Source organism: Herbaspirillum sp. UBA812, assembly GCF_002296545.1.
GTDB classification, from domain to species: domain Bacteria; phylum Pseudomonadota; class Gammaproteobacteria; order Burkholderiales; family Burkholderiaceae_D; genus Herbaspirillum; species Herbaspirillum huttiense.
The window spans coordinates 1-20194 of record NZ_DBIC01000371.1 but is presented as its reverse complement, the minus strand read 5'-3'; the positions used below and the strand labels follow the sequence as shown (position 1 = coordinate 20194).

20 protein-coding genes are annotated in these 20194 nt (G+C 62.8%); 14 read left to right on the top strand and 6 right to left on the bottom strand.

From position 1 onward, the window contains the following. The first annotated feature begins 743 nt into the window (after window positions 1-743). Window positions 744-1535 carry a transporter substrate-binding domain-containing protein gene (locus B3873_RS24505; protein ID WP_134134890.1) on the top strand — a complete coding sequence of 264 codons (792 nt, stop codon included), beginning with the start codon at window positions 744-746 and terminating at the stop codon, window positions 1533-1535. 49 nt (window positions 1536-1584) lie between these two features. Here B3873_RS24505 and B3873_RS24500 read toward each other — a convergent pair whose 3' ends face one another. Beyond that, window positions 1585-2382 (bottom strand): transporter substrate-binding domain-containing protein, encoded by a 798-nt coding sequence (locus B3873_RS24500; protein WP_034339564.1) that lies wholly within the window; start codon window positions 2380-2382, stop codon window positions 1585-1587. 366 nt (window positions 2383-2748) lie between these two features. Here B3873_RS24500 and B3873_RS24495 point away from each other — a divergent pair, with 366 nt between their 5' ends. Both B3873_RS24495 and B3873_RS24490 read left to right on the top strand, forming a co-directional pair. Then, entirely contained in the window at window positions 2749-3027 is a 279-nt protein-coding gene (locus B3873_RS24495) for a type II toxin-antitoxin system RelE/ParE family toxin (protein ID WP_084320031.1), read from the top strand. Between the two features lie 9 nt (window positions 3028-3036). Beyond that, entirely contained in the window at window positions 3037-3342 is a 306-nt protein-coding gene (locus tag B3873_RS24490; RefSeq protein WP_286869603.1) for a HigA family addiction module antitoxin, read from the top strand. Between the two features lie 164 nt (window positions 3343-3506). Here B3873_RS24490 and B3873_RS24485 read toward each other — a convergent pair whose 3' ends face one another. From B3873_RS24485 to B3873_RS24470, 4 genes are all read right to left on the bottom strand, one after another. Next, window positions 3507-4298, bottom strand: coding sequence for a MetQ/NlpA family ABC transporter substrate-binding protein (locus B3873_RS24485; protein ID WP_286869602.1), 792 nt, complete (start codon window positions 4296-4298; stop codon window positions 3507-3509). A gap of 113 nt (window positions 4299-4411) precedes the next feature. Beyond that, window positions 4412-5110, bottom strand: coding sequence for a methionine ABC transporter permease (locus tag B3873_RS24480; RefSeq protein ID WP_121038704.1), 699 nt, complete (start codon window positions 5108-5110; stop codon window positions 4412-4414). Continuing rightward, window positions 5107-6117 (bottom strand): methionine ABC transporter ATP-binding protein, encoded by a 1011-nt coding sequence (locus tag B3873_RS24475; protein WP_286869600.1) that lies wholly within the window; start codon window positions 6115-6117, stop codon window positions 5107-5109. Before B3873_RS24475 ends, B3873_RS24480 begins: the two co-directional genes overlap by 4 nt. A gap of 170 nt (window positions 6118-6287) precedes the next feature. Next, window positions 6288-7493 (bottom strand): aminotransferase class V-fold PLP-dependent enzyme, encoded by a 1206-nt coding sequence (locus B3873_RS24470; protein ID WP_286869598.1) that lies wholly within the window; start codon window positions 7491-7493, stop codon window positions 6288-6290. A 302-nt stretch (window positions 7494-7795) separates the two neighbouring features. Here B3873_RS24470 and B3873_RS24465 point away from each other — a divergent pair, with 302 nt between their 5' ends. The 11 genes from B3873_RS24465 (at window position 7796) to gcvH (ending at window position 18816) form a co-directional block, all read left to right on the top strand. Next, on the top strand, window positions 7796-8734 hold the full coding sequence (locus tag B3873_RS24465; RefSeq protein WP_204725204.1) for a LysR family transcriptional regulator: 939 nt from the start codon (window positions 7796-7798) through the stop codon (window positions 8732-8734). 135 nt (window positions 8735-8869) lie between these two features. Continuing rightward, the gene (locus B3873_RS24460) at window positions 8870-10342 is read left to right on the top strand and encodes an NAD(P)-binding domain-containing protein (RefSeq protein ID WP_286869596.1); all 1473 of its coding nucleotides are present in this window, start codon (window positions 8870-8872) and stop codon (window positions 10340-10342) included. After that, entirely contained in the window at window positions 10339-11313 is a 975-nt protein-coding gene (locus tag B3873_RS24455) for an ABC transporter permease (RefSeq protein WP_039786022.1), read from the top strand. The genes B3873_RS24460 and B3873_RS24455 overlap by 4 nt, the downstream gene beginning before the upstream one ends. Before the next feature lie 23 nt (window positions 11314-11336). Then, the gene (locus B3873_RS24450) at window positions 11337-12272 is read left to right on the top strand and encodes an ABC transporter permease (RefSeq protein ID WP_414651572.1); all 936 of its coding nucleotides are present in this window, start codon (window positions 11337-11339) and stop codon (window positions 12270-12272) included. Continuing rightward, window positions 12269-13261 (top strand): ABC transporter ATP-binding protein, encoded by a 993-nt coding sequence (locus tag B3873_RS24445; protein ID WP_134221889.1) that lies wholly within the window; start codon window positions 12269-12271, stop codon window positions 13259-13261. Before B3873_RS24450 ends, B3873_RS24445 begins: the two co-directional genes overlap by 4 nt. After that, the gene (locus B3873_RS24440) at window positions 13254-14261 is read left to right on the top strand and encodes an ABC transporter ATP-binding protein (RefSeq protein ID WP_121038725.1); all 1008 of its coding nucleotides are present in this window, start codon (window positions 13254-13256) and stop codon (window positions 14259-14261) included. Before B3873_RS24445 ends, B3873_RS24440 begins: the two co-directional genes overlap by 8 nt. 100 nt (window positions 14262-14361) lie before the next feature. Further along, entirely contained in the window at window positions 14362-15942 is a 1581-nt protein-coding gene (locus B3873_RS24435) for an ABC transporter substrate-binding protein (protein WP_286869591.1), read from the top strand. Between the two features lie 6 nt (window positions 15943-15948). Further along, on the top strand, window positions 15949-17280 hold the full coding sequence (locus B3873_RS24430; protein WP_286869590.1) for an acyl-CoA thioesterase/bile acid-CoA:amino acid N-acyltransferase family protein: 1332 nt from the start codon (window positions 15949-15951) through the stop codon (window positions 17278-17280). Next, window positions 17277-17813, top strand: coding sequence for a CMD domain protein (locus tag B3873_RS24425; RefSeq protein WP_039786014.1), 537 nt, complete (start codon window positions 17277-17279; stop codon window positions 17811-17813). The genes B3873_RS24430 and B3873_RS24425 overlap by 4 nt, the downstream gene beginning before the upstream one ends. Beyond that, window positions 17810-18415 (top strand): peroxidase-related enzyme, encoded by a 606-nt coding sequence (locus B3873_RS24420; protein WP_039786013.1) that lies wholly within the window; start codon window positions 17810-17812, stop codon window positions 18413-18415. The genes B3873_RS24425 and B3873_RS24420 overlap by 4 nt, the downstream gene beginning before the upstream one ends. 23 nt (window positions 18416-18438) lie before the next feature. Continuing rightward, window positions 18439-18816 (top strand): glycine cleavage system protein GcvH, encoded by a 378-nt coding sequence (gene gcvH / locus B3873_RS24415; RefSeq protein WP_286869588.1) that lies wholly within the window; start codon window positions 18439-18441, stop codon window positions 18814-18816. A gap of 13 nt (window positions 18817-18829) precedes the next feature. Here gcvH and ssuD read toward each other — a convergent pair whose 3' ends face one another. Then, window positions 18830-19957, bottom strand: a complete 1128-nt coding sequence (gene ssuD / locus B3873_RS24410) for an FMNH2-dependent alkanesulfonate monooxygenase (RefSeq protein WP_286869587.1) — start codon at window positions 19955-19957, stop codon at window positions 18830-18832. Window positions 19958-20194 lie beyond the last annotated feature (237 nt).

Sequence of the window (20194 nt, the reverse complement as noted above, 5' to 3'; positions counted from 1 at the left end):
ATGGATGTGATCGCGGGTCTTGCGGCTCACCGGAACATTGAGGAAGCCATCCGGTTCGGTCAGGAATTGCGGCGGAACTACCACGACGGGCTCGATGGTCTTGGAACGCTTGGGCATGGGTATCTCCCTTGTGATTGATCTGGAATGACGTTGGTAGAGTGCCTGCGGCAATATAACTTTGATCGTAAAGACAGAAGAACTTATTTCTTCGATTTTACGATTTTTATCTGTCCGCTCTTATCGGGCGGGAATGCTGAGGCTGATCTTTGGCGGGATCGCAACAGCAACGATGCCCCCGCTTTTTATTCCTGCTTGGAGATCGTGTCAAGCGAATTTCTAAAGGTTTGCCCTTGCGGACAGGTTTCACAATGCTTAGATTTTGTACCGCTACCATGCCTGCAGCGGATGGGCTTGTGTTCCGGCTTTCGCTCGGGGGACGTGCATTGGGGGGCATGCAGACCTCGCATGCTTGTTTTCGGAAACCTTATAACTTGATGCAGTACGCTGACTGATATCCGGAGCGATATCAAAGTTCCGGGGCAGAGTGCGGTCATGGAAATGATTTACACCAGCCCCGGCGGCTGGCATGCTCCTTGCAGAGTTCGGACGGCATGCTGGCGGTCCTGCTCCTGAGCAACGGCCCCGGAATGCGCGCATAGTCAATCGCGTGATTTTCTAAGTGTTTGTACGCTGCCCCGTTTTTGCACGCCACGTCCGACATCCACGACAACAAGGGAACCCTCATGAAGTTCGTCAAGACCATCCTCGCCCTGGCCGCTCTGGCCACCCTCACCGGTACCGCCTGTGCCGACAACCTGGCTGACATCCAGAAAGCCGGTGTGGTCAAGATCGGTGTGCCGCAGGACTTTGCGCCCTATGGCTCGGTCACGTCCGACCTGCAGTTGCAGGGCCTGGACATTGATGTGGCCAAGCTGGTGGCCAAGGGTCTGGGCGTGAAGGCCGAGCTGGTGCCGGTACCGATCTCCAGCCGCATGGCTTTCCTGCAGACGCACAAGATCGATCTCATCATTTCCACGCTGGGCAAGAATGCCGAGCGCGAAAAGGTGATCGATTTCTCGCAGGGCTATGCGCCCTACAACAACAGCGTCTTCGGCGTGGCCGCGATCAAGGTTGCCGGCCCGGCCGACCTGGCCAACCAGACTGTCGGGGTCGCTCGTTCCACCTTCGAGGACCTGATGCTGACCGACAGCGTGCCCAAGAGCACGGTCATCAAGCGCTATGAAGACAACAACGGGCTGATCTCGGCCTATGTCTCGGGACAGGTGCAGATCGTCGGTACGGGCGACTTCGTGGCCTATGCGCTGGCGGAGAAGACCCCCAACAACAAGCCGCTGCTGAAGTACATCATCAATGTCTCGACCTGCTATGTGGGCATGAACAAGGGAGAGCCGGCGCTCATGGCCAAGGTCAACGAAGCGTTGACCGCCTCCAAGAAGAGCGGGGAGCTCAACGGCATCGTCAAGAAGTGGCTCAACGTGCCGCTGCCGGAGAAGATGGCGACCACTTATCAGTAAGCAGTCATCCCTCAGTGAACGGCCCGCATCGAAGTGCGGGCCGTTTTGCTTACTGGAAGGTAGTGGCCATTTTGGCGGGCAAGGGGACGTTCAGCCATTTCTGCACGATGGCATTGAGTTCGCCGCTTTTCTTGGCTGCCGTGAGGACCTCATTGACCTTGCCGAGCAGGGCGGCTTCGCCCTTGTTGAGTCCGACGCTGCAGCTCGATTCATTGATGATGTACTTGAGCACGGGCTTGTTGCCCGGTGCCTTCTCCGCCAGTGCATAGGCCACGAAATCGCCCGTGCCGACCAGTTGCACCTGGCCGGAGACATAGGCCGAGATCATGGCATTGTTGTCTTCGTAGCGCTTGATGGTGGCGCTCTTCGGGGCGGTGTCGGTGAGCTGCAGATCCTGGAAGGTGCCGCGCGCCACGCCCACGGTCTTGCCTGCCAGATCGGCCGGACCGCTTACCTGTACCGAGGCCACCCCGAAGACGCTGTTGTTGTAGGGCGCATAGGATTGCGAGAAATCGATCACCTTTTCGCGCTCGGCGTTCTTGCCGAGGGTGGAGATGACCAGATCCGCCTTGTGCGTCTGCAGGTAGGCGATGCGGTTCGCGCTGGCCACCGGCACCAGCTGCACCTTGACGCCCATCTTCTGCGCGATCAGCTTGGCCACGTCGATATCCAGCCCTTGCAGCTGCAGGTCGGAGGTCACCGAACCGAAGGGGGCGAAGTCCTGCGGCACAGCGATGCGCACCGTGCCCGCCTTCTGGATATCGGCCAGTGCATCCGCCTGCGCGACTTGGGTGGACAGGCCCAGCAGGGCCAGCGAGACGGCGAGCACCGGTTTGGCAAATTTCATGTGATCCCTTTCGTTGAATGGACTATATCGTGCCGGGCGGGTTTGCAATGACCATGCCAGCGGGTGTGCGGCTACTGCGAAAACTGACGATGGTCGAGCGTGCACGCTGGCTGCATCGATGCGGGCGATGCTGATCCGGCATGGCGTCATGCCGATCGGGACTGGCTGATGGCGGGGCGGGGAGGGGCGATCTTGGGGCGGGGGTTCACCAAGTTTGCGCTTGTCCCGGTGCTCGATAATTTTTGATATCTGAACTCAATTTTTTGACAAAGCCATATTTGGCGCTGGCATCTCTTAGGATTGCGTGTTCTATCAGGCGGGTTCTGTTTAACAGAATCCGTCCCGCGTTATACAATCCTTATTCAGATGATTCATTCATTTGCCTGTTCAGAAACCGAGATGCTCTTCAACAGTTTCTCCGTTCACCGTTTTCGCAATATCGAACGGGTGGCTCGGCGCAAGCTCCAGATGATCCATGGTGCCCGTGATCTGGGCGCATTGAGAGTGCCGCCGGGCAATCGACTCGAACTGCTCAAGGGAGATCGCAAAGGGCAGCACAGCATTCGTGTGAGTGGTCAGTGGCGTATCTGTTTCAGATGGGTAGATGGAGCGGCCCACGATGTCGAGATCGTGGACTATCACTAGGAAGGCATCATGAGCAAAAAGTTGGAAGAGATTCACCCTGGCGAAATTCTGCTTGAGGAATTCATCAAGCCCATGGGAATGACTGCCGCGCGCGTCGCATCTGATATCGATGTGCCGGTTTCGCGCATCAGTGAAATCATTAACGGCAAGCGGCCCGTGACAGTAGATACCGCCGTACGCCTTGGCGTTTACTTCAAGATGGATCCAATGTTCTGGCTTAATCTCCAGTCAGAATACGATGTGCGCATCGCCTATCGGGACCTGCTGCCGGTCATCAAGTCCCGGATCCGTCCCTTGATGACCGCTCATGGCTAAGGTCAAAGCGGTCGATTCAATGGCGCATAAAAAAAGCCACGGATCACTCCGTGGCTTGCAGTAAAACACACCGGCCTGGCGCTATGCACGCTTCTGCGGTGGTCCCGGCTCTGCGGGACACACCGGCGGTGTGACAGGGAGACGGTGCAGTCTGCCCGAGTGCATCAGAAGGCCGGAACGACGGCGCCCTTGTACTTCTCTTCGATGAACTTCTTCACATCCGGGGTATTCAAGGCGGCGGCCAGCTTCTTGATGGCGGCGCTGTCCTTGTTGTCTTCACGCGCCACCAGCAGGTTGGCATAGGGCGAGTTCGCATCTTCGATGAACAGCGAATCCTTGACCGGGTTCAGCTTGGCTTCCAGCGCATAGTTGGTGTTGATCAGGGCGACGTCGACCTGGTTCAGCACGCGCGGCAGGGTGGCCGCTTCCAGGGCGCGGAACTTCAGCTTCTTGGGGTTTTCCACGATGTCCTTCTGGGTCGAGGAAATGTTGGAGCTGTCCTTGAGCTTGATCAGGCCATTGCGGGCCAGCAGCAACAGGGCACGGCCCGAGTTGGACGGATCATTGGGGATGGCGATGGTGGCACCGTCAGGAATGTCGGCGACCTTCTTGTACTTCTGCGAGTAGGCGGCGAAGGGCTCGACGTGGACCTTGGTCACCGGCACCTCGATGTCGTTCTTGTGGCTCTTCTTGAACTGGTCCAGGTAGGGCTGGTGCAGGAAGAAGTTGCCATCGACCTGCTTCTCGTTGGTCTGCGCGGCCGGCTGGATGTAGTCGGTGAAGACCTTCACCTGCAGCTCAATGCCTTCCTTGGCCAGGGCCGGCTTGATGTGTTCCAGGATCTCGGCATGCGGCACGGGTGTGGCGGCAATCACCAGCTTGTCGGCGGCGTGGGCGCCAACGCTGAAGGCCAGGGCGGCACCGGCCACCAGTTGAGGGATCAGTTTGCGGATCATGGTTCTCTCCATTCTTTTGTAATGACTATCGATTGAACGTCGGTTGACGTGGTGTGGGAGCGTCCCTCGTGGGGAGCGCACCCGGAAAACATGGACTGCCGTTCGTTACTGCCTTACTTGCGGGTGAAGCGCAGCACCAGGCGGTCGCCAAAGAACTGCAGCAACTGCACCAGCACCACCAGGATGGCCACCGTGACCACCATCACTTCGGTCTGGAAGCGCTGGTAGCCATAGCGAATGGCCAGGTCGCCCAGGCCACCGCCACCGATCACGCCCGACATCGCGGCATACGACATCAGGGTGATCGCGGTGATGGTCACCGCCGCCAGCAAGCCCGGCAGGGCTTCGGGCAAGAGCGCGCCAAAAATGATCTGGCGACGCCGGGCCCCCATGGCGGTACAGGCTTCGAGAATGCCGCGGTCGATTTCGCGCAGCACGCTTTCGGTCAGGCGGGCAAAGAAGGGAGCGGTACCGATCACCAGCGGCGGAATGGCGCCGGTCACGCCCAGCGAGGTGCCCACCAGCCACAGCGTGAAGGGGATCAGCAGGATCAGCAGAATCAGGAAGGGCACCGAGCGCAGCACGTTGACCACCAGCGACAGCACCCAGTACAGCCCACGTTGTTCCAGCAACTGGCCGCGGTTGGTCAGGAACAGCAGAATGCCCAGCGGCAGTCCCAGCAAGACCGTGAAGAACAGCGAGCCGCCGGTCATGGCGAGGGTTTCCACGGTGGCGTCGCCAACCTCGCTCCAGTCGATGACCGACAGGTCGATCTGGCCCACCAGGGCAGACAGGGAAGACAGCGCGCTCATGCCAGCACCTCATGATCGATGCCGGAGTCGCGCAAGCGCGCCAGGACTTGTGCGACGGCTTCGTCACCGCCGGAGAATTCCACCAGCAATTGCCCGTAGGGCGTGTCCTTGATGCGCGAGACGGTGCCGCGCACGATGGTGGCCAGCGCGGTGGTCGCCGCCGTCAGTTGCGACAGGATGGGTTGTGCCGCCACTTCACCGGCATAGGTCAGGCGCACCAGCGCGCCATCGGGGCGGCGCTGGTAGAGCGTATCGCTGGCATCCCAGGCGTGGCTTTCGGCCAGCAGCGAACGTGTCACGGCATGCTGCGGGCGCAGGAAGATGTCGACCACGCGGCCCTGTTCGGCCACCGCACCCTGGTCCAGCACGGCGACGCGGTCGCAGATGCTGCGGATGACTTCCATCTCGTGCGTGATCAGCACGATGGTCAGGCCCAGCTTGCGGTTGATGTCCAGCAGCAGGCGCAGGATGGACTGGGTGGTCTCCGGGTCCAGCGCCGAGGTGGCTTCGTCGCACAGCAGCAGGCGCGGTGAGTTGGCCAGCGCCCGGGCGATGCCCACGCGCTGCTTCTGGCCGCCCGACAGTTGCGCCGGATACTGGTCGCGGTGCGCGTCCAGGCCCACCAGTGCCAGTAGTTCAGTCACGCGCGCGGCGCGCTGCTCGCGCGTATAGCGGCCGGTAATCTTGAGGGGCCAGTCGATGTTCTGTGCCACCGTCTTGGCGTTGAGCAGGTTGAAATGCTGGAAGATCATGCCCACGCGCTGGCGCAGGCCGAGCAGGGCTTCATGGCCCAGGCCGGTGATGTCTTCGCCGTCGATCAGGACGCGCCCGCTGTCGGGGCGTTCGAGGACGTTGAGGGTGCGGATCAGGGTACTCTTGCCGGCGCCGGAGCGGCCGATGATGCCGAAGATCTCGCCCTGGGCGATGTCCAGGTTGATGTCCTGCAGCGCGATGATGTTGCGCTGGCCGGCACGGTAAGTCTTGTGGAGTTGCTCGATGCGAATCACGTTGGTCAGTTCTAAGGAAACGGCCCCGAGTCTAACCGGGCGTGACCCACGTGAGAACTTATAAAAAGTTCTTAGCTTATGAGAGAAAAAGCTAGTTGAAACCTAACAATCGGGAATGATGGGGGTGGCGTGCACCTTATCTGAAAACTAAGCTCGCCGCCCCATCCGATTCAATGCGCCGCCAGCAGTTCCGTCTCGACCTCATGCGCCAGCACCTGCCGCACGGTGGCCACGACGTAATCGATCTCGGCCTCGGTCGTGCCGCGCCCCAGCGAAAAACGCACGGCATTGCGTGCCACGTCGGGCGAACGGCCGATGGCCAGCAGCACGAAGGAGGGTGCGGAAGCGGCCGAATTGCAGGCTGAACCGGCCGACACCGCAATGCCCAGCAACTGGCTGCCCAGCGTGCCGTAGCGTGTGGGCGGGAAGCTCACGTTGAGGTTGTGCGGCACGCGCGCCTCGGCGCTGCCATTCAACTGCACGCCCGGCAGGTCCGCCAGGCCGGCCCAGAGGCGGTCACGCAGGGCGCGGATGCGGCGGCCTTCTTCTTCCAGCAAGTCGCCGGCCAGGGCAAAGGCTTCGCCCATGCCCACGATCTGGTGCGTGGCCAGGGTGCCGGAGCGCATGCCGTTCTCATGGCCGCCGCCGTCGATCTGGGCTTCCAGCTTCAGTGCCGGATTGTGGCGGACATACAGCGCGCCTATGCCCTTGGGGCCATAGACCTTGTGCGCCGAGAAGGACATCAGGTCCACCTTCAGTTGCTGCAGGTCGATGGCGATCTTGCCAGCCGCCTGTACCGCATCGACGTGAAAGACCACACCGCGCTCGGCACACAGTTCACCCAGCTCGGCAATGGGCTGTATCACGCCGATCTCGTTGTTGACATACATCACCGAGGCCAGCAGCGTGTCCGGCCGCAAGGCCGCACGGAACTGGGCCGGCGTGATGAGGCCATCGGCACCGGGCTGCAGGTAGGTGACCTCGAAGCCGGACTTTTCCAGCGTATGCATGGTGTCCAGCACGGCCTTGTGTTCGGTGGCCACCGTGATGAGGTGCTTGCCGCGCCCCTGGGCGCGCAGCGCGTGGGCACAGCCTTTCAGGGCGAGGTTGTTGGATTCGGTCGCGCCCGAGGTCCAGATGATTTCATCGGGACGGGCACCGACCAGACCGGCCACCTGGGCACGCGACTTGTCCACCGCGCGCCGTGCTTCCCAGCCAAAGGGATGGGAGCTGCTGGCCGCATTGCCGAATTTCTCGGTGAGGAAGTCGCACATGACACGCGCCACGTGCGGATCGACCGGCGTGGTAGCGCCATAGTCCAGGTAGATGGGGAAGCGAAGATCCGCCGGCGGGCGACAGGGAGCAGGGGCGTTCATGACGGTGTTCCGGAGAGTCCAGAGAGTTCCAGTTGAGCAGGGTGGCCAGGGGCCGGTATCTACAGTAACGCTGGTTACCTTATTTGGAAAACGACTTTGCGCTCATTTGTATATACGATTTTCGAAAATTGCCCACAGGCATCCCGATCGGCCAGGCCGCAAGACAGGAGGACAGCGGGATTCCCGGTCACATGCCGCCCCATGCATTTGCTTATACAAAATTATTATACTGAAATAGAATACAAGCAAACCTATAATTCGAAAATCATATGCAAGGACCTTGATCAAGGAAAGCGATTTCGATGGATCTGAATCAGCTGGAGGCATTTGCGGCCGTAATGACCCTGGGGAGCGTGACCGGTGCCGGCCGCAGCCTGGGGCGGTCGCAGCCTGCCGTCAGCAAGGCCATCGGCGAACTGGAAGCCGAGCTGGGCTACGCCCTGTTCGACCGCAATGGTCCGCGTGTCACGCCTACGGCCAAGGCCTTCCTGCTCTACGAAGAGGTGGAGCGCTCGCTGGTGGGCCTGCGCAGCATCCGCGAACGGGCGCAGGAAATCGCCCGTGAAGAAGTCCATCCCGTCCATCTGGTTGCCACCCCCGCGCTGGCCTCCACCATCGCGCCGGCGGCCCTGCAATTGCTGGCCGCCGACAAGGAGCGCGCCTTCCCCGAACACGTCCACCTGCGCAGCGCGTCAGCCGAGCAGGTCGTGCATGCGGTCCTGCATCGTACCGTCAGCCTGGGGCTGACCTCGCTGCCGGTGGCCCATCGCGGGCTGGACCTGCACTGGATCGGCGAAGCGCCCTGCGTGGCGGTGGTGCGCGCCGACCATCCGCTGGCGGGCAAGGACAAGCTCACCCGCGCCGCGCTGCGCGGCCAGCGCGTCATCACCATGTCCAACCGCTATCGCCTGCGCCAGCGCGTGGAACTGGCGCTGGGCGAGGACAGCCAGCTCGACGTCGCCATCGATACCAACACCTCCTTCAACGCCATCATGGCGGCCCGCGCCGGGCTGGGGGTGGCGCTGGTGGAGCCGGCCACGGCCTACGGCATGCCCATCGAGGGCATGGTGGTCAAGCGCCTGGCGGTGGAGATTCCGTTTTACTTTGGCGTGGTCACGCCCTATGGCAAGCCGGTCGAGGGCGTCACGCAACGCCTGATCGATGCCGTGGAAAAGGCCGCCCGCAGCACCTTGCAGGGCTTCGTCAAGCGCGATGCCAGCCTGCATGATGAATTGTTGTAAATGATTTCGCAGTAGCAGTGTAGTAAAACCCAAGCAAGCAGCGTCAACCGGGAAGGGCGTTGCATCACAAAACCCGAATCGAGACGATCGCAGGCCTGTGCCGGCGACGTCTCTTCATGCTTTTGACGAGGCGCTATGCACGACATCGAACCGACCCTGATCCCCGTTGCTCCCCCGCAAGGACTGGCCGCCCTGGAGGCGCGCGTACGCCAGGACCTGCAATGGCTGGCGCTGCCCGGCAAGTCCTGGACTCCGGCCATCGAGCGCGACGGCGTGCCGGTGATCGACGTGGCCATCATCGGTGGCGGCCAGGCCGGCATGGCCGCTTCGGTGGCGCTGTCGCACCTGGGCATTCCCAATGTGATCTATGACCAGTCGCCCAAGGACTTCGAAGGCCCCTGGGCCACCACTGCGCGCATGGAAACCCTGCGTTCCCCCAAGACCCTGACCGGCCCGGCGCTGGGCTTCCCGGCGCTGACCTTCCGCGCCTGGTTCGAGGCCCAGTTCGGGCTGGAGGCCTGGGAAGCGCTGGACAAGATCCCGCGCCTGCAATGGATGGATTACCTGCGCTGGTTCCGCCGCGTCATGCAGCTCGATATCCGCAACGAACATCGCGTGCTGGCCGTGCAGCCGCGCGCCGACGGCATCGTGGCACTGCAGCTGCAATCGCCTGCGGGTACTTCGACCGTGCTGGCGCGCCGCGTGGTGGTGGCCACCGGCCGCGACGGCCTGGGTGGTGCCTTCCTGCCGCCGCTGGCGGCGCAACTGCCACGTGACCGCTGGGCGCATTCTTCCGACCTGTTCGACTACGCCAGTCTGAAGGGCAAGCGCGTTGGCGTGATCGGCGGTGGCGCGTCGGCCATGGACAGCGCCGCGACCGTGCTGGAAGAGGGGGCCGCACGCGTGGACCTGCTGATCCGACGCAAGGACCTGCCGCGCATCAACAAGGGCAAAGGGTCGGGTAGCCCCGGCCTGGTCAACGGCCATCTGCACCTGCCGGACGAATGGAAGTGGCGCATCCGCCATTACGTCAACGCCCAGCAAGTGCCGCCGCCATCGGGCAGCACGCGCCGGGTCTCGCGCTTTGCCAATGCCCGCTTCCTGCTGGGCACGGCGATCGAATCCGTTGAGGTCAAGCCGGATGGGACGCTGTTGCTGCAGACCAATCGTGGTCCGCTGGAACTGGATTTCCTGTTCTTTTCCACCGGTTTCAAGATCGACTGGAGCCTGCGCAGCGAATTCAGGGACATCGCCCCGCACGTCCTCAACTGGAGCGACCGCTACACTCCGCCCGCCGGTGAAGAGGATCAGGAACTGGCCGACTCGCCCTACCTGGGCCCGGTGTTCGAGTTCCAGCAGAAGACGCCGGGCAGCCTGCCGGGACTGGAGCGTGTGCACTGCTTCTGCTATCCGGCCGCTGCCAGCCATGGCACGGTCTCCGGCGACATCCCGGCCATCAGCGATGGAGCCTACCGCCTGGCGCAGGGCATTGCCGCGCTGATGTACAGCGAGGACATCGACTACCACTACCGCAACATCCAGTCCTATGAAGAACCGGAACTGGAAGGCGACGAGTGGACCGAATCCCCGTGGGAGCTGCCCGCATGAGTGGGGCCATCGCAAAGAGCGTGCTGCAGGCGCTGATGGTGGTGCTGTTGATGACGGTGATCGTCTTCTTCGGCCTGCACATGATCGGCAACCCGGTCGATATCCTGATCGGCCAGGACGTCGACCAGGTGGACCGCCTGCGCATCATCAAGGAACTGGGACTGGACCAGCCGGTGTGGCGCCAGTACCTGGCCTTCCTCAATGGCGCGCTGCACGGCAACCTGGGCAACAGTTTCGTCTACAACACCCCGGCCATCCTGCTGATCTTCCAGCGCCTGCCGGCCACGCTGGAACTGGCTGTGGCCGCATTGCTGCTGGCCCTGGCAGTGGGCGTGCCGCTGGGGCTGTTTGCTGGCATGAAGCCGGATCATCCGTTCTCGCGTCTGGTCATGACCACCAGCATCTTCGGTTTTTCGCTGCCGACCTTCTGGATCGGGCTGATGCTGATCATGGCCTTCTCGGTCACGCTGGGCTGGCTGCCCTCGGGCGGACGCGGCCAGACTGCCGAACTGTTCGGCGTGCAATGGTCGTGGCTGACCGCTGATGGCTGGCGGCACATGATCCTTCCGGCCATCAATCTCTCGCTGTTCAAGATCTCGCTGGTGATTCGCCTCACCCGCGCCAATGTGCGTGAGGTACTGCCGATGGACTACGTGAAGTTTGCGCGTGCCAAGGGCTTGTCGCCGGCACGCGTGGTACTGATGTACGTGCTGCGCAATACGCTCATTCCGCTGGTCACCGTGGTTGGGCTGGAGTTCGGCTCCACCATTGCCTTTGCGGTCGTCACAGAAAGCATCTTTGCCTGGCCGGGCGCGGGCAAGCTGATCCTGGACAGCATCAATGCATTGGATCGTCCGGTCATCGTGGCTTACCTGATGGTGATCGTCTGCATGTTCGTCACCATCAACCTGGTGGTGGACGTGCTCTACAAATTACTGGATCCGCGCGTGCGGGTGGAGGCCCGTGCATGAGCGCGCCGCAGACCGAAGTGACCATGACGCAAGAACAGGTGCGCGCCCGCGTGGCCGAACTGTCGGCCTTCCAGGCCCCGCCCCGCGAGTCTCCCTGGCGGCGCGTGATGCGCCATTTCGTGGCCTCGCGTTCGGCCATGCTGGGGCTGGCGATCGTGCTGCTGCTCATCGTCGGTGCCATTGCCGCACCGTGGATCACGCCGCAGAATCCGTATGACCTGGCGCAGTTGAACTTCCTCGACTCGCGCCAGCATCCAGGTACCCTCAATGGTGATGGAACGTTTACCTACTGGCTCGGGACTGATGGTCAGGGACGCGACCTGTTCTCGGCCATCATCTATGGCCTGCGCATCAGCGTGGGCATCGGTGTGGGCTCGGCCCTGATCGCGGGCGTGATCGGCACGCTCATCGGCTTGCTCGCCGCGTATGCGGGCGGCAAGGTCGATACGGTACTCATGCGCTTTGCCGACCTGGTGCTGTCCTTCCCCTCCATCCTGGTGGCGATGCTGATCCTGGCCTACGTCGGCAAGGGCATCTTCAACGTGATGGCCACGCTGGTGGTACTGGAGTGGGCGTATTACGCGCGCACTGCGCGCGGCCAGGCGCTGGTGGAACGGCGCAAGGAATACGTGGAAGCCGCAAGAGGACTGAACCTGTCGTCCTGGCGCATCATGGTGCGCCACATCCTGCCCAACTGCCTGCCGCCGCTGATCGTCATCGGCACCCTGCAGGTGGCACGCGCCATCACGCTGGAAGCGACGCTGTCCTTCCTCGGCCTGGGCGTGCCGATCACCGAACCCTCGCTGGGCCTGCTCATCTCCAATGGTTACCAATACATGCTCTCGGGCGAATACTGGATCAGTTTCTATCCCGGCATCACGCTGCTGGTGGTGATCGTGGCCATCAACCTGGTCGGCGACCGCCTGCGCGACATCCTCAATCCACGGTGGCAGAAATGAGCGCGCTCACACTTGAAGTGCGCAACCTGCGCACGCATTTCTTCACGCCCGAAGGCGTGTTGCCGGCGGTCGATGACGTCTCGCTGTCGGTCGGCCGTGGCCGCATTCTGGGTCTCGTGGGCGAATCCGGATCGGGCAAGAGCGTGACCGGATTTTCCATCCTCGGCATGGTCGATGCGCCGGGCCGCATCGTCGGCGGCGAGATCCTGTTCCAGGGCCGCGACCTGGTCAGCATGGACAAGACCTCCTTGCGCGAACTGCAGGGCAACCGCATCGCCATGATTTTCCAGGACCCGATGATGACCCTGAACCCGGTCCTGAAGGTGGAAGCGCAGATGGTCGATGCCGTGCTGGCGCACAGCAAGGTCAGCGGCCAGCAGGCACGCGAACTGGCGCGCGATACCCTGGGCATGATGGGCATCGCCAGTCCGGAAGAACGGCTGCAGGCCTATCCGCATCAACTCTCGGGCGGCATGCGCCAGCGTGTGGCCATTGCCATCGCGATGCTGCACAAGCCCGACCTCATCATTGCCGATGAACCGACCACGGCCCTGGATGTGACCATCCAGGCGCAGATCCTGTCTGAAGTGCAGAAGCTGGCGCGCCAGCACGGTACCGCCCTGATCTGGATCACGCACGACCTGTCGGTGGTGGCCGGACTGGCCGATGAAGTGGCGGTGATGTATGCCGGGCGCATCGTCGAGCAGGGCAGTGTGGATGCGGTGCTCGATGCGCCGCTGCACCCCTACACGCAAGGCCTGATCGGCAGCCTGCCCAGCAACAACCAGCGCGGTGCGCGGCTGCGCCAGATTCCCGGGATGACGCCCAACTTGCTGCACCTGCCGCCGACCTGCGCCTTTGCTGCACGCTGCGAGCGCCTTTCCCAGCAGTGCCTGGTGGCCCCGGCGATCAGCGAACCGCTGCCGGCGCACCGGGTGCGCTGCTATCACCCGACCCCGAGCACACAGAGCAACGAGCACCATGGATAAGGCCGTCATTCCCCTGATCGAAACCCGTGCCGTCAGCCGTCGCTTCGGCGAGCGCCGCCAGGGCTGGCTGGAACGCCAGTTGCAGGCGCGCGGCTGGAGCCGCCCGCCGGCCGTCACCCATGCGCTGGACCAGGTGGACCTGAAGGTCTTGCCGGGTGAAGTGGTGGGGCTGGTCGGTGAATCCGGCTGCGGCAAGTCCACGCTGGGCCGGGTGGCCTGCGGCCTGCTCGATCCTTCCGATGGCCAGGTGCTGGTCAACGGCCGCGACCGCGCCAGCCTCAGCAGCAAGGAAGAAGCCGAGGCCCGGCTGCAGGTGCAAATGATTTTCCAGAATCCCTATGCCAGCCTGAATCCGCGTTTGCGCATCGACCAGATCGTGGGCGAAGCGGCGCAAGTGAACGGAAAGGTCGAGGGCGACCTCGATGCCTATGTCTGCCAGCAGTTGCTGCGCGCCGGTCTCGATCCCGCCCTGCGCGACCGTTATCCGCACCAGTTCTCCGGCGGCCAGCGCCAGCGCATCGGCATTGCGCGCGCGCTCGCGGTGCAGCCGCAGATGCTGGTGTGCGACGAGGCCGTGGCGGCGCTGGATGTGTCGATCCAGGCGCAGATCCTCAATCTCTTCATGGATCTGCGCGAGCAACTGGGACTGACCTATCTTTTCATCAGCCATGACCTGGGCGTGGTGGAGCACGTGTCGGACCGCGTGGTCATCATGTACCTGGGCCGCGTGGTGGAGAGTGCGCCGGTGGGCGAACTGTTCGGCCAGCCCAATCACCCCTATACGCAGGCGCTGCTGGCCGAGGTGCCCCGCATGGGCGCGCGCAAGAAGGAATTCACCGCCATCAAGGGCGAGATCCCCAGTCCGCTGAACCCGCCGACCGGCTGCCACTTCAATCCGCGCTGCCCGCATGCCACGCAACGCTGCCGTGAAGAGCAGCCGCTGTTGCGCGAGATCGCACCGGGGCACCTGAGTGCCTGCCATCTCAATGATGGCCGCTGAGATGATGTGAAACGATAGAAACGACAGAAACGAAGAACCGAGCAGTCAAGAACTTGGCAACCCCGCAGTGCTTCCACCCTGACCACAGAGGAACCCGACCATGAAGAAGACCCTCCTGACCCGCCTGCTGGCCGTCGCCCTGACCGGTGCGGCACTGGCTGCCGATGCCGCGCACGCGCAGAACCTCAACATCGCCTTTGCCGATCCGCTCTCCTCGCTGGATCCGCAGCTCAACAACCACGCCGGCGACCGTTCGGTGGACCTGCATTTCTGGGACCTGCTGGTCCAGAACGATTACAACAAGCTGGTCCCCGGCCTGGCCGTGAGCTGGAAGAACATCGACCCCAAGACCTGGGAATTCAAGCTGCGCCCCAACGTCAAGTGGCAGGACGGCAAGCCCTTCACCGCTGACGATGTGATCTTCTCCTACCAGCGCGCCCGTGCTGTACCGGGCAGCGTGGCCACCTTCGCCGGCTACCTGCGCACCGTGGAATCGGTCACTGCCAAGGACCCGCTGACCCTGGTCATCAAGACCAACATCCCCAACCCGGACCTGCCGCTGAACCTGGCCTCGGTGCATATCGTCAGCAAGCACGTGGGCGAGAAGTCCACCACCGAGAACTACAACAGCGGCGCGGCCGTGGTCGGTACCGGTCCCTACAAGTTCGTCGCCTACACCCCGGGCGACCGCGTGGTGATGCAGCGTAACGACAACTACTGGAACGGCAAGCCGCTGTGGGAAAAGGTCAACTACCGCTACATCAACAATGGCGCAGCCCGTACCGCCGCGCTGCTGTCGGGCGACGTGGACGTGATCGACAAGGTGTCGGTGTCCGACCTGGCCAAGCTGAAGCAGTCGCCCAACGTCAAGGTCTACCCATACAACGGACTGCGCGTGCTGCTGATCCAGCCGAGCTTCCATGAAGGCCCCAGCCCCTTCATCACCGACAACAACGGCAAGCAGTTGGAGAAGAATCCGCTGCTGGACGTGCGCGTGCGCCGCGCCATGTCGCTGGCCATCAACCGCAAGGCCCTGATCGACCGCATCCTGCAGGGTGCGGCCACCGAGGCCAACCAGTGGATGCCGGCCGATACCTTCGGCTACAACCCGGAGATCAAGAACATTCCCTTCGACGCCGCGCAAGCCAAGAAGCTGCTGGCCGAGGCCGGTTTCCCGGAAGGTTTCAAGCTGACGCTGCACGTGCCCAACGATCGCTATCCGCAAGCACCGGAAACCATGCAGGCCGTGGCGCAGTTCTGGACCCGCATCGGCATCAAGACTCAGGTCGAAGTGCTGCCGTGGGCGTCCTACTCCTCGCGTGCCAACAAGAACGAGTTCGCCGTCTCGGTACTGGCCTGGGGTAACGGCACTGGCGAAGCCAGTTACGCGCTGGTCAACGTGCTGGGCACGGTCGATCCCAAGAAGGGCATTGGCGCTTCCAACTGGAACCACTACAGCAGCCCGGCCGTGGACAAGGCCCTGGCCGATTCGACCGCCGAGTTCGATGCCGCCAAGCGTGAAGCCATCCTGCGCAGCGCGGCCAAGACCGTCTCGGATGAGGTTGGCGTGATCCCGCTGTACCACTACCAGAACATCTGGGCCGCCAAGAAGGGCCTGAAGGTCACCCCCATCAGCAGCGACCGCACCACCGCCATGATGGTGACCCAAGACAAGAAGTAAAAGGCCATGCCCAACTTCTCCATCGAGGTCAGCCCGTCTGACGACCTGATCGACGTACCCCGCCGCATCATCGTGCGGGGTGCGCATCCGGGCGAGCCGGTGCGCATCTCTTCCTCCACCCTGCGCAACGGCGCGGAGTGGCGCAGTACGGCGTGCTACATCGCCGATGCCTATGGCCACGTTGACGTGAGCATGAACTCGGCCATCGATGGCGATTACTACGGCATCGATCCGATGGGTTTGCTGTGGTCGCAGAAACCGGTGCAAGCCGGCTGTCGCGACAACTTCCACGCCGATGTCATGGCTCCGCTGGTGACCACGTTGACCGTTTCCTCGCTGGACCAGCCGGGCCTGGCACCGTGCGCGCCAGCCAGTACCGAACTGGTACAGCGGCTGGCCGCTGCCGGGGTGGCCCGGCGCGAGGTACGGGAGGAGGGGCTGGTCGGTACGCTGTTCCTGCCGGCCACGCCGGGACCGCATCCGGCGGTGATGATCCTCAATGGTTCCGGTGGCGGCATCAACGAACCGCGTGCGGCGCTGTTTGCCTCGCGCGGGGTGGCTGCGTTTGCGCTGGCGTATTTCAAGGCACCGGGCCTGTCGGATTACATTTCCAATACACCGCTGGAGTATTTCGAACGCGGACTGGACTGGCTGCGTGCCGAGGTACAACCGCTGCACGATTTCGTTGCCGTCAGCGGCCAGTCGCGCGGTGGCGAGCTGGTGCTGCTGCTGGGGGCGACCTTCCCGCAGAAGGTGTCGGCGGTGCTGGCCACTGTGCCCAGTGCGCTGGTACACAGCGGCCAGAATGCAGCCGATCCGGCCGTGGGACGCGAAGGCCCGACCTGGCTGCTGCGCGGCCAGCCCTTGCCGCATCAATGGCAGGACAACCGCACGGCCAGCTGGGCACCGTTTGACGAAGGCCCGGCACCGCATCGCCATGAGCTGGCCATGCTCACTGCCTTGCAGGACGAGGAAGCGGTGGCGCGCGCCCGCATTCCGGTGGAGAAGATCGCCGGACCGGTGCTGCTGCTGTCGGCTACCGATGATGGCTCCTGGCCCTCCAGCCTGTATTGCGCGATGGTCAAGGACAAGCTGGCCGAAGTGTCCCACCCGTGGCCGGTGGTGTGGCGCAATTATGCGCATGCCGGCCATTCGATCCTGTTCCCCTTCGTCCCGACCACGCAGACCACGTATGCGCATCCGGTGTCGGGGCGCATCAGTACCGGTGGCGGCGAACCCGCCGCCAATGCCCGCGCCGATCTCGACGCCTGGCAGCAGGCGCAGCACTTCCTGCGCGACGCGCTGGCCAGGCATTCATCCACAAAGGAAAACGCATGAGTACCCCCGTCTACGACATCAGCAAGGATGTCATCGACCAGCTGGCCGGCCTGGCCGCTGGCAGCCCCCTGCACGGCCTGCGCCATCAGCGCGACAAGGTGGCCGTGGCTTCACAGGGCAGTTATGACACGCTGTTCGACCCGGCCCTGGAAGGCATCGGCCTGGATGAGCGCCTGCTGGTGGCGCTCTACGCCTGCCGCCTGGCTGGCGCATCCGATCTGGCCGCGCATTACCGCGCGCGTGCAGAAGCGGTGCCGGCCGATGCGGCGCAACTGGCTGCGGCTGATAGCGGTGAGCCCGAGCAATTGCCGCAAGGGCGCCTGCGCGCCATGCTGGTCTTCACGCGTGCGCTGACGCAGCGTCCGGTGGAAGGCGACAAGGCTGCCATTGAAAAGCTGCCGGCCGCGGGCATCAGCACGCCGGCGGTGGTGGCACTGTCGCAGCTGATCGCCTTCGTGTCCTATCAATTGCGCGTGGTCGCGGGCCTGAAGGCCATGCGTGCTGCGGCGGCCCAACAAGGAGAGTCGGCATGAGCGAGATCATCAAGGCCAACGGTTTTACCAACGAGACCCTGGAATGGGATGCCTGGCTGGACGTGATCCAGCTGGAGGCGGCCAGCGAAGACCAGGTCAAGGTGCTGGAAGAAAGCCATCCCAAGGCCAAGACGTCGGACTACTACCTGTTCCTGGCGCATCAGCCTGACATCCTGCGCCAGCGTTCGGCGGCCTTCAACGCCATCATGTATGCGCCGGGCGGCCTCTCGCGTGCGGAGCGCGAATTGGGTTCGCTGGTGGTTTCTCGCATCAATGGCTGCGTGTATTGCGCTTCCGTTCATGCGCAGCGTTTCGAGCAGCTGGCCAAGCGTAACGATACGGTGCGCCAGGTGTTCGATACGCCTTACGGTGCCGGTGTGGATGCACGCGAGCAGGCCATTGCCAAGTTCTCGGCCGAGCTGACCGAGACGCCGGGCGAGATCGGGGCGGCGCAGATCAAGGCCTTGGTTGACGTGGGCTTGAGTGAACTGGAAGTGCTGGACCTGATTCACTCGGTGGCCATCTTTGCCTGGGCCAATCGCCTGATGCTCAATCTGGGCGAGCCGGTGTTTGCTGATGGCAGCAAGGCCGAGGCCAAGTAAATTATTTCCATGAGGAGACAGTGATGCACATTCCGGATCATCTGGTCTATGCCGAGACCCATGAGTGGGTCAAGCTTGAAGACGATGGCACGCTGACCATCGGCATTACCGATTTTGGCCAGGAGCAGTTGGGGCCGCTGGTGTATGTCGATATGCCGGCGGTGGGCAAGGTGTTGGCGAAGGGGGCCGAGTCGGGCATCGTCGAATCCAACAAGACGGCGTCGGATTTGCATGCGCCTGTTGATGGCGAGGTGGTCGCCATCAACGAGCTGCTGGTGGAGTCGCCTGATGCCATCAATGGCGCGCCGTATGAGCAATGGATCTTCAAGCTCAAGCCGGCCGCGCCATTTTCGGTTGAAGGCTTTCTTGATGCGGCGGGTTACATCAAGCTGATTTCCTGACGCGCTCTTGCGTTCAGGAAGCCGATGCGGCGGCGCGGATATCGAAGGCGCCGCCGGTTTGGGCGCGGTCACGCAAGGTGACGGCGTTCTTGCCCAGCAGGGGGAAGACCAGTTCGGCAAAGCGTATCGCTTCTTCCAGGTGCGGGTAGCCGGAGAGGACGAAGGTGTCCACGCCCAGGTCCGCATATTCCTGCAGGCGTTCGGCGACGGTGGCTGCATCGCCCACCAGGGAGGTGCCGGCACCGCCGCGTACCAGGCCCACGCCGGCCCACAGGTTGGGGGCGATTTCCAGTTTGTCGCGGCGGCCGCCGTGCAGGGCGGCCATTCTTTGTTGTCCCACTGAATCCATCTTGGCGTAGTTCTGCTGGGCGCGGGCAATGTCTTCGTCGGTGAGTTTGCTGATGAGGCGTTCGGCGTCGGCCCAGGCTTCGGCCGTGGTTTCGCGCACGATGGCATGCAGGCGTACGCCGAATCTTACTGTGCGGCCTTGCTTGGCGGCGCGTTCGCGTACATCTTCGATCTTCTGTTTGACGGCGGCGGGTGGTTCGCCCCAGGTTAGGTAGGCATCGACGTGCTTGGCGGCGAGGTCGTGCGCAGCAGGGGAGGAGCCGCCGAAATACAGCGGCGGGTAGGGCTGTTGTATCGCCGGATGGAACAGCTGGCCGTTGCGGATGCGGAAGTGCTTGCCTTCGTAGTTGACGGTCTCGCCCTGCAGCAGTTTGCGCCAGATGGTGAGGTATTCGTCGGCAGCTTCGTAGCGTTCGTCGTGTTTCAGGAAGACGCCGTCGGCTTCCAGTTCCGTGGCATCTCCTCCAGGCACCACGTTGAGCAGGAGGCGGCCGTTCAGGGCCTGGTCCAGTGTTGCGGCTTGCCTTGCCGACGGGCCGGGGCCGCCCAGTGAGGTCCTCAGCGCTACCAGCAGCTTGATGCGCCGAGTCACCGGGACCAGGCTGGCAGCCACTACCCATGGGTCCAGGCAGGACGCTCCCGTCGGGATCAACAATCCATCGTAGCCCAGCGTTTCGCTGGTCACCGCGATCTGGCGCATATAGTCCAGCGTGGGCGCTCGGCCGAAATCGGATTTGCCCAGGTAGCGTGTGTCGCCCGACGTGGGGAGAAACCAGAAGAGTTCTAATGACATGCCAGAGTTTCCTTTTGCATTTTTTCGCTTTGGCGTTATTAGAGCGCTCCGTTCTCTTTGTGGCTAAGAATGTTTTCTTCTTTCCTTAGTTGATTTTTGGTTTTTTGGTTTTTGTTGTCTTGGCTGTTTGCTTTTCTGGTTGTTAGGTTTTGGGCAGTCTGCACGGAAATCTTTCCTGCGCTCTAGCTTAATTGTGCTCTTTCTCCGGTCGGGAGGACGCGCCGGGGGCGGCCCGGC

Bases quoted from the DNA above. Each gene is read 5' to 3' on its own strand.
- B3873_RS24505 (WP_134134890.1), top strand. From the start codon at position 744: ATGAAGTTCGTCAAGACCATCCTCGCCCTGGCCGCTCTGGCCACCCTC.
- B3873_RS24500 (WP_034339564.1), bottom strand. From the start codon at position 2,382: ATGAAATTTGCCAAACCGGTGCTCGCCGTCTCGCTGGCCCTGCTGGGC.
- B3873_RS24495 (WP_084320031.1), top strand. From the start codon at position 2,749: ATGATTCATTCATTTGCCTGTTCAGAAACCGAGATGCTCTTCAACAGT.
- B3873_RS24490 (WP_286869603.1), top strand. From the start codon at position 3,037: ATGAGCAAAAAGTTGGAAGAGATTCACCCTGGCGAAATTCTGCTTGAG.
- B3873_RS24485 (WP_286869602.1), bottom strand. From the start codon at position 4,298: ATGATCCGCAAACTGATCCCTCAACTGGTGGCCGGTGCCGCCCTGGCC.
- B3873_RS24480 (WP_121038704.1), bottom strand. From the start codon at position 5,110: ATGAGCGCGCTGTCTTCCCTGTCTGCCCTGGTGGGCCAGATCGACCTG.
- B3873_RS24470 (WP_286869598.1), bottom strand. From the start codon at position 7,493: ATGAACGCCCCTGCTCCCTGTCGCCCGCCGGCGGATCTTCGCTTCCCC.
- B3873_RS24465 (WP_204725204.1), top strand. From the start codon at position 7,796: ATGGATCTGAATCAGCTGGAGGCATTTGCGGCCGTAATGACCCTGGGG.
- B3873_RS24460 (WP_286869596.1), top strand. From the start codon at position 8,870: ATGCACGACATCGAACCGACCCTGATCCCCGTTGCTCCCCCGCAAGGA.
- B3873_RS24455 (WP_039786022.1), top strand. From the start codon at position 10,339: ATGAGTGGGGCCATCGCAAAGAGCGTGCTGCAGGCGCTGATGGTGGTG.
- B3873_RS24450 (WP_414651572.1), top strand. From the start codon at position 11,337: ATGACGCAAGAACAGGTGCGCGCCCGCGTGGCCGAACTGTCGGCCTTC.
- B3873_RS24445 (WP_134221889.1), top strand. From the start codon at position 12,269: ATGAGCGCGCTCACACTTGAAGTGCGCAACCTGCGCACGCATTTCTTC.
- B3873_RS24440 (WP_121038725.1), top strand. From the start codon at position 13,254: ATGGATAAGGCCGTCATTCCCCTGATCGAAACCCGTGCCGTCAGCCGT.
- B3873_RS24435 (WP_286869591.1), top strand. From the start codon at position 14,362: ATGAAGAAGACCCTCCTGACCCGCCTGCTGGCCGTCGCCCTGACCGGT.
- B3873_RS24430 (WP_286869590.1), top strand. From the start codon at position 15,949: ATGCCCAACTTCTCCATCGAGGTCAGCCCGTCTGACGACCTGATCGAC.
- B3873_RS24425 (WP_039786014.1), top strand. From the start codon at position 17,277: ATGAGTACCCCCGTCTACGACATCAGCAAGGATGTCATCGACCAGCTG.
- B3873_RS24420 (WP_039786013.1), top strand. From the start codon at position 17,810: ATGAGCGAGATCATCAAGGCCAACGGTTTTACCAACGAGACCCTGGAA.
- gcvH (WP_286869588.1), top strand. From the start codon at position 18,439: ATGCACATTCCGGATCATCTGGTCTATGCCGAGACCCATGAGTGGGTC.
- ssuD (WP_286869587.1), bottom strand. From the start codon at position 19,957: ATGTCATTAGAACTCTTCTGGTTTCTCCCCACGTCGGGCGACACACGC.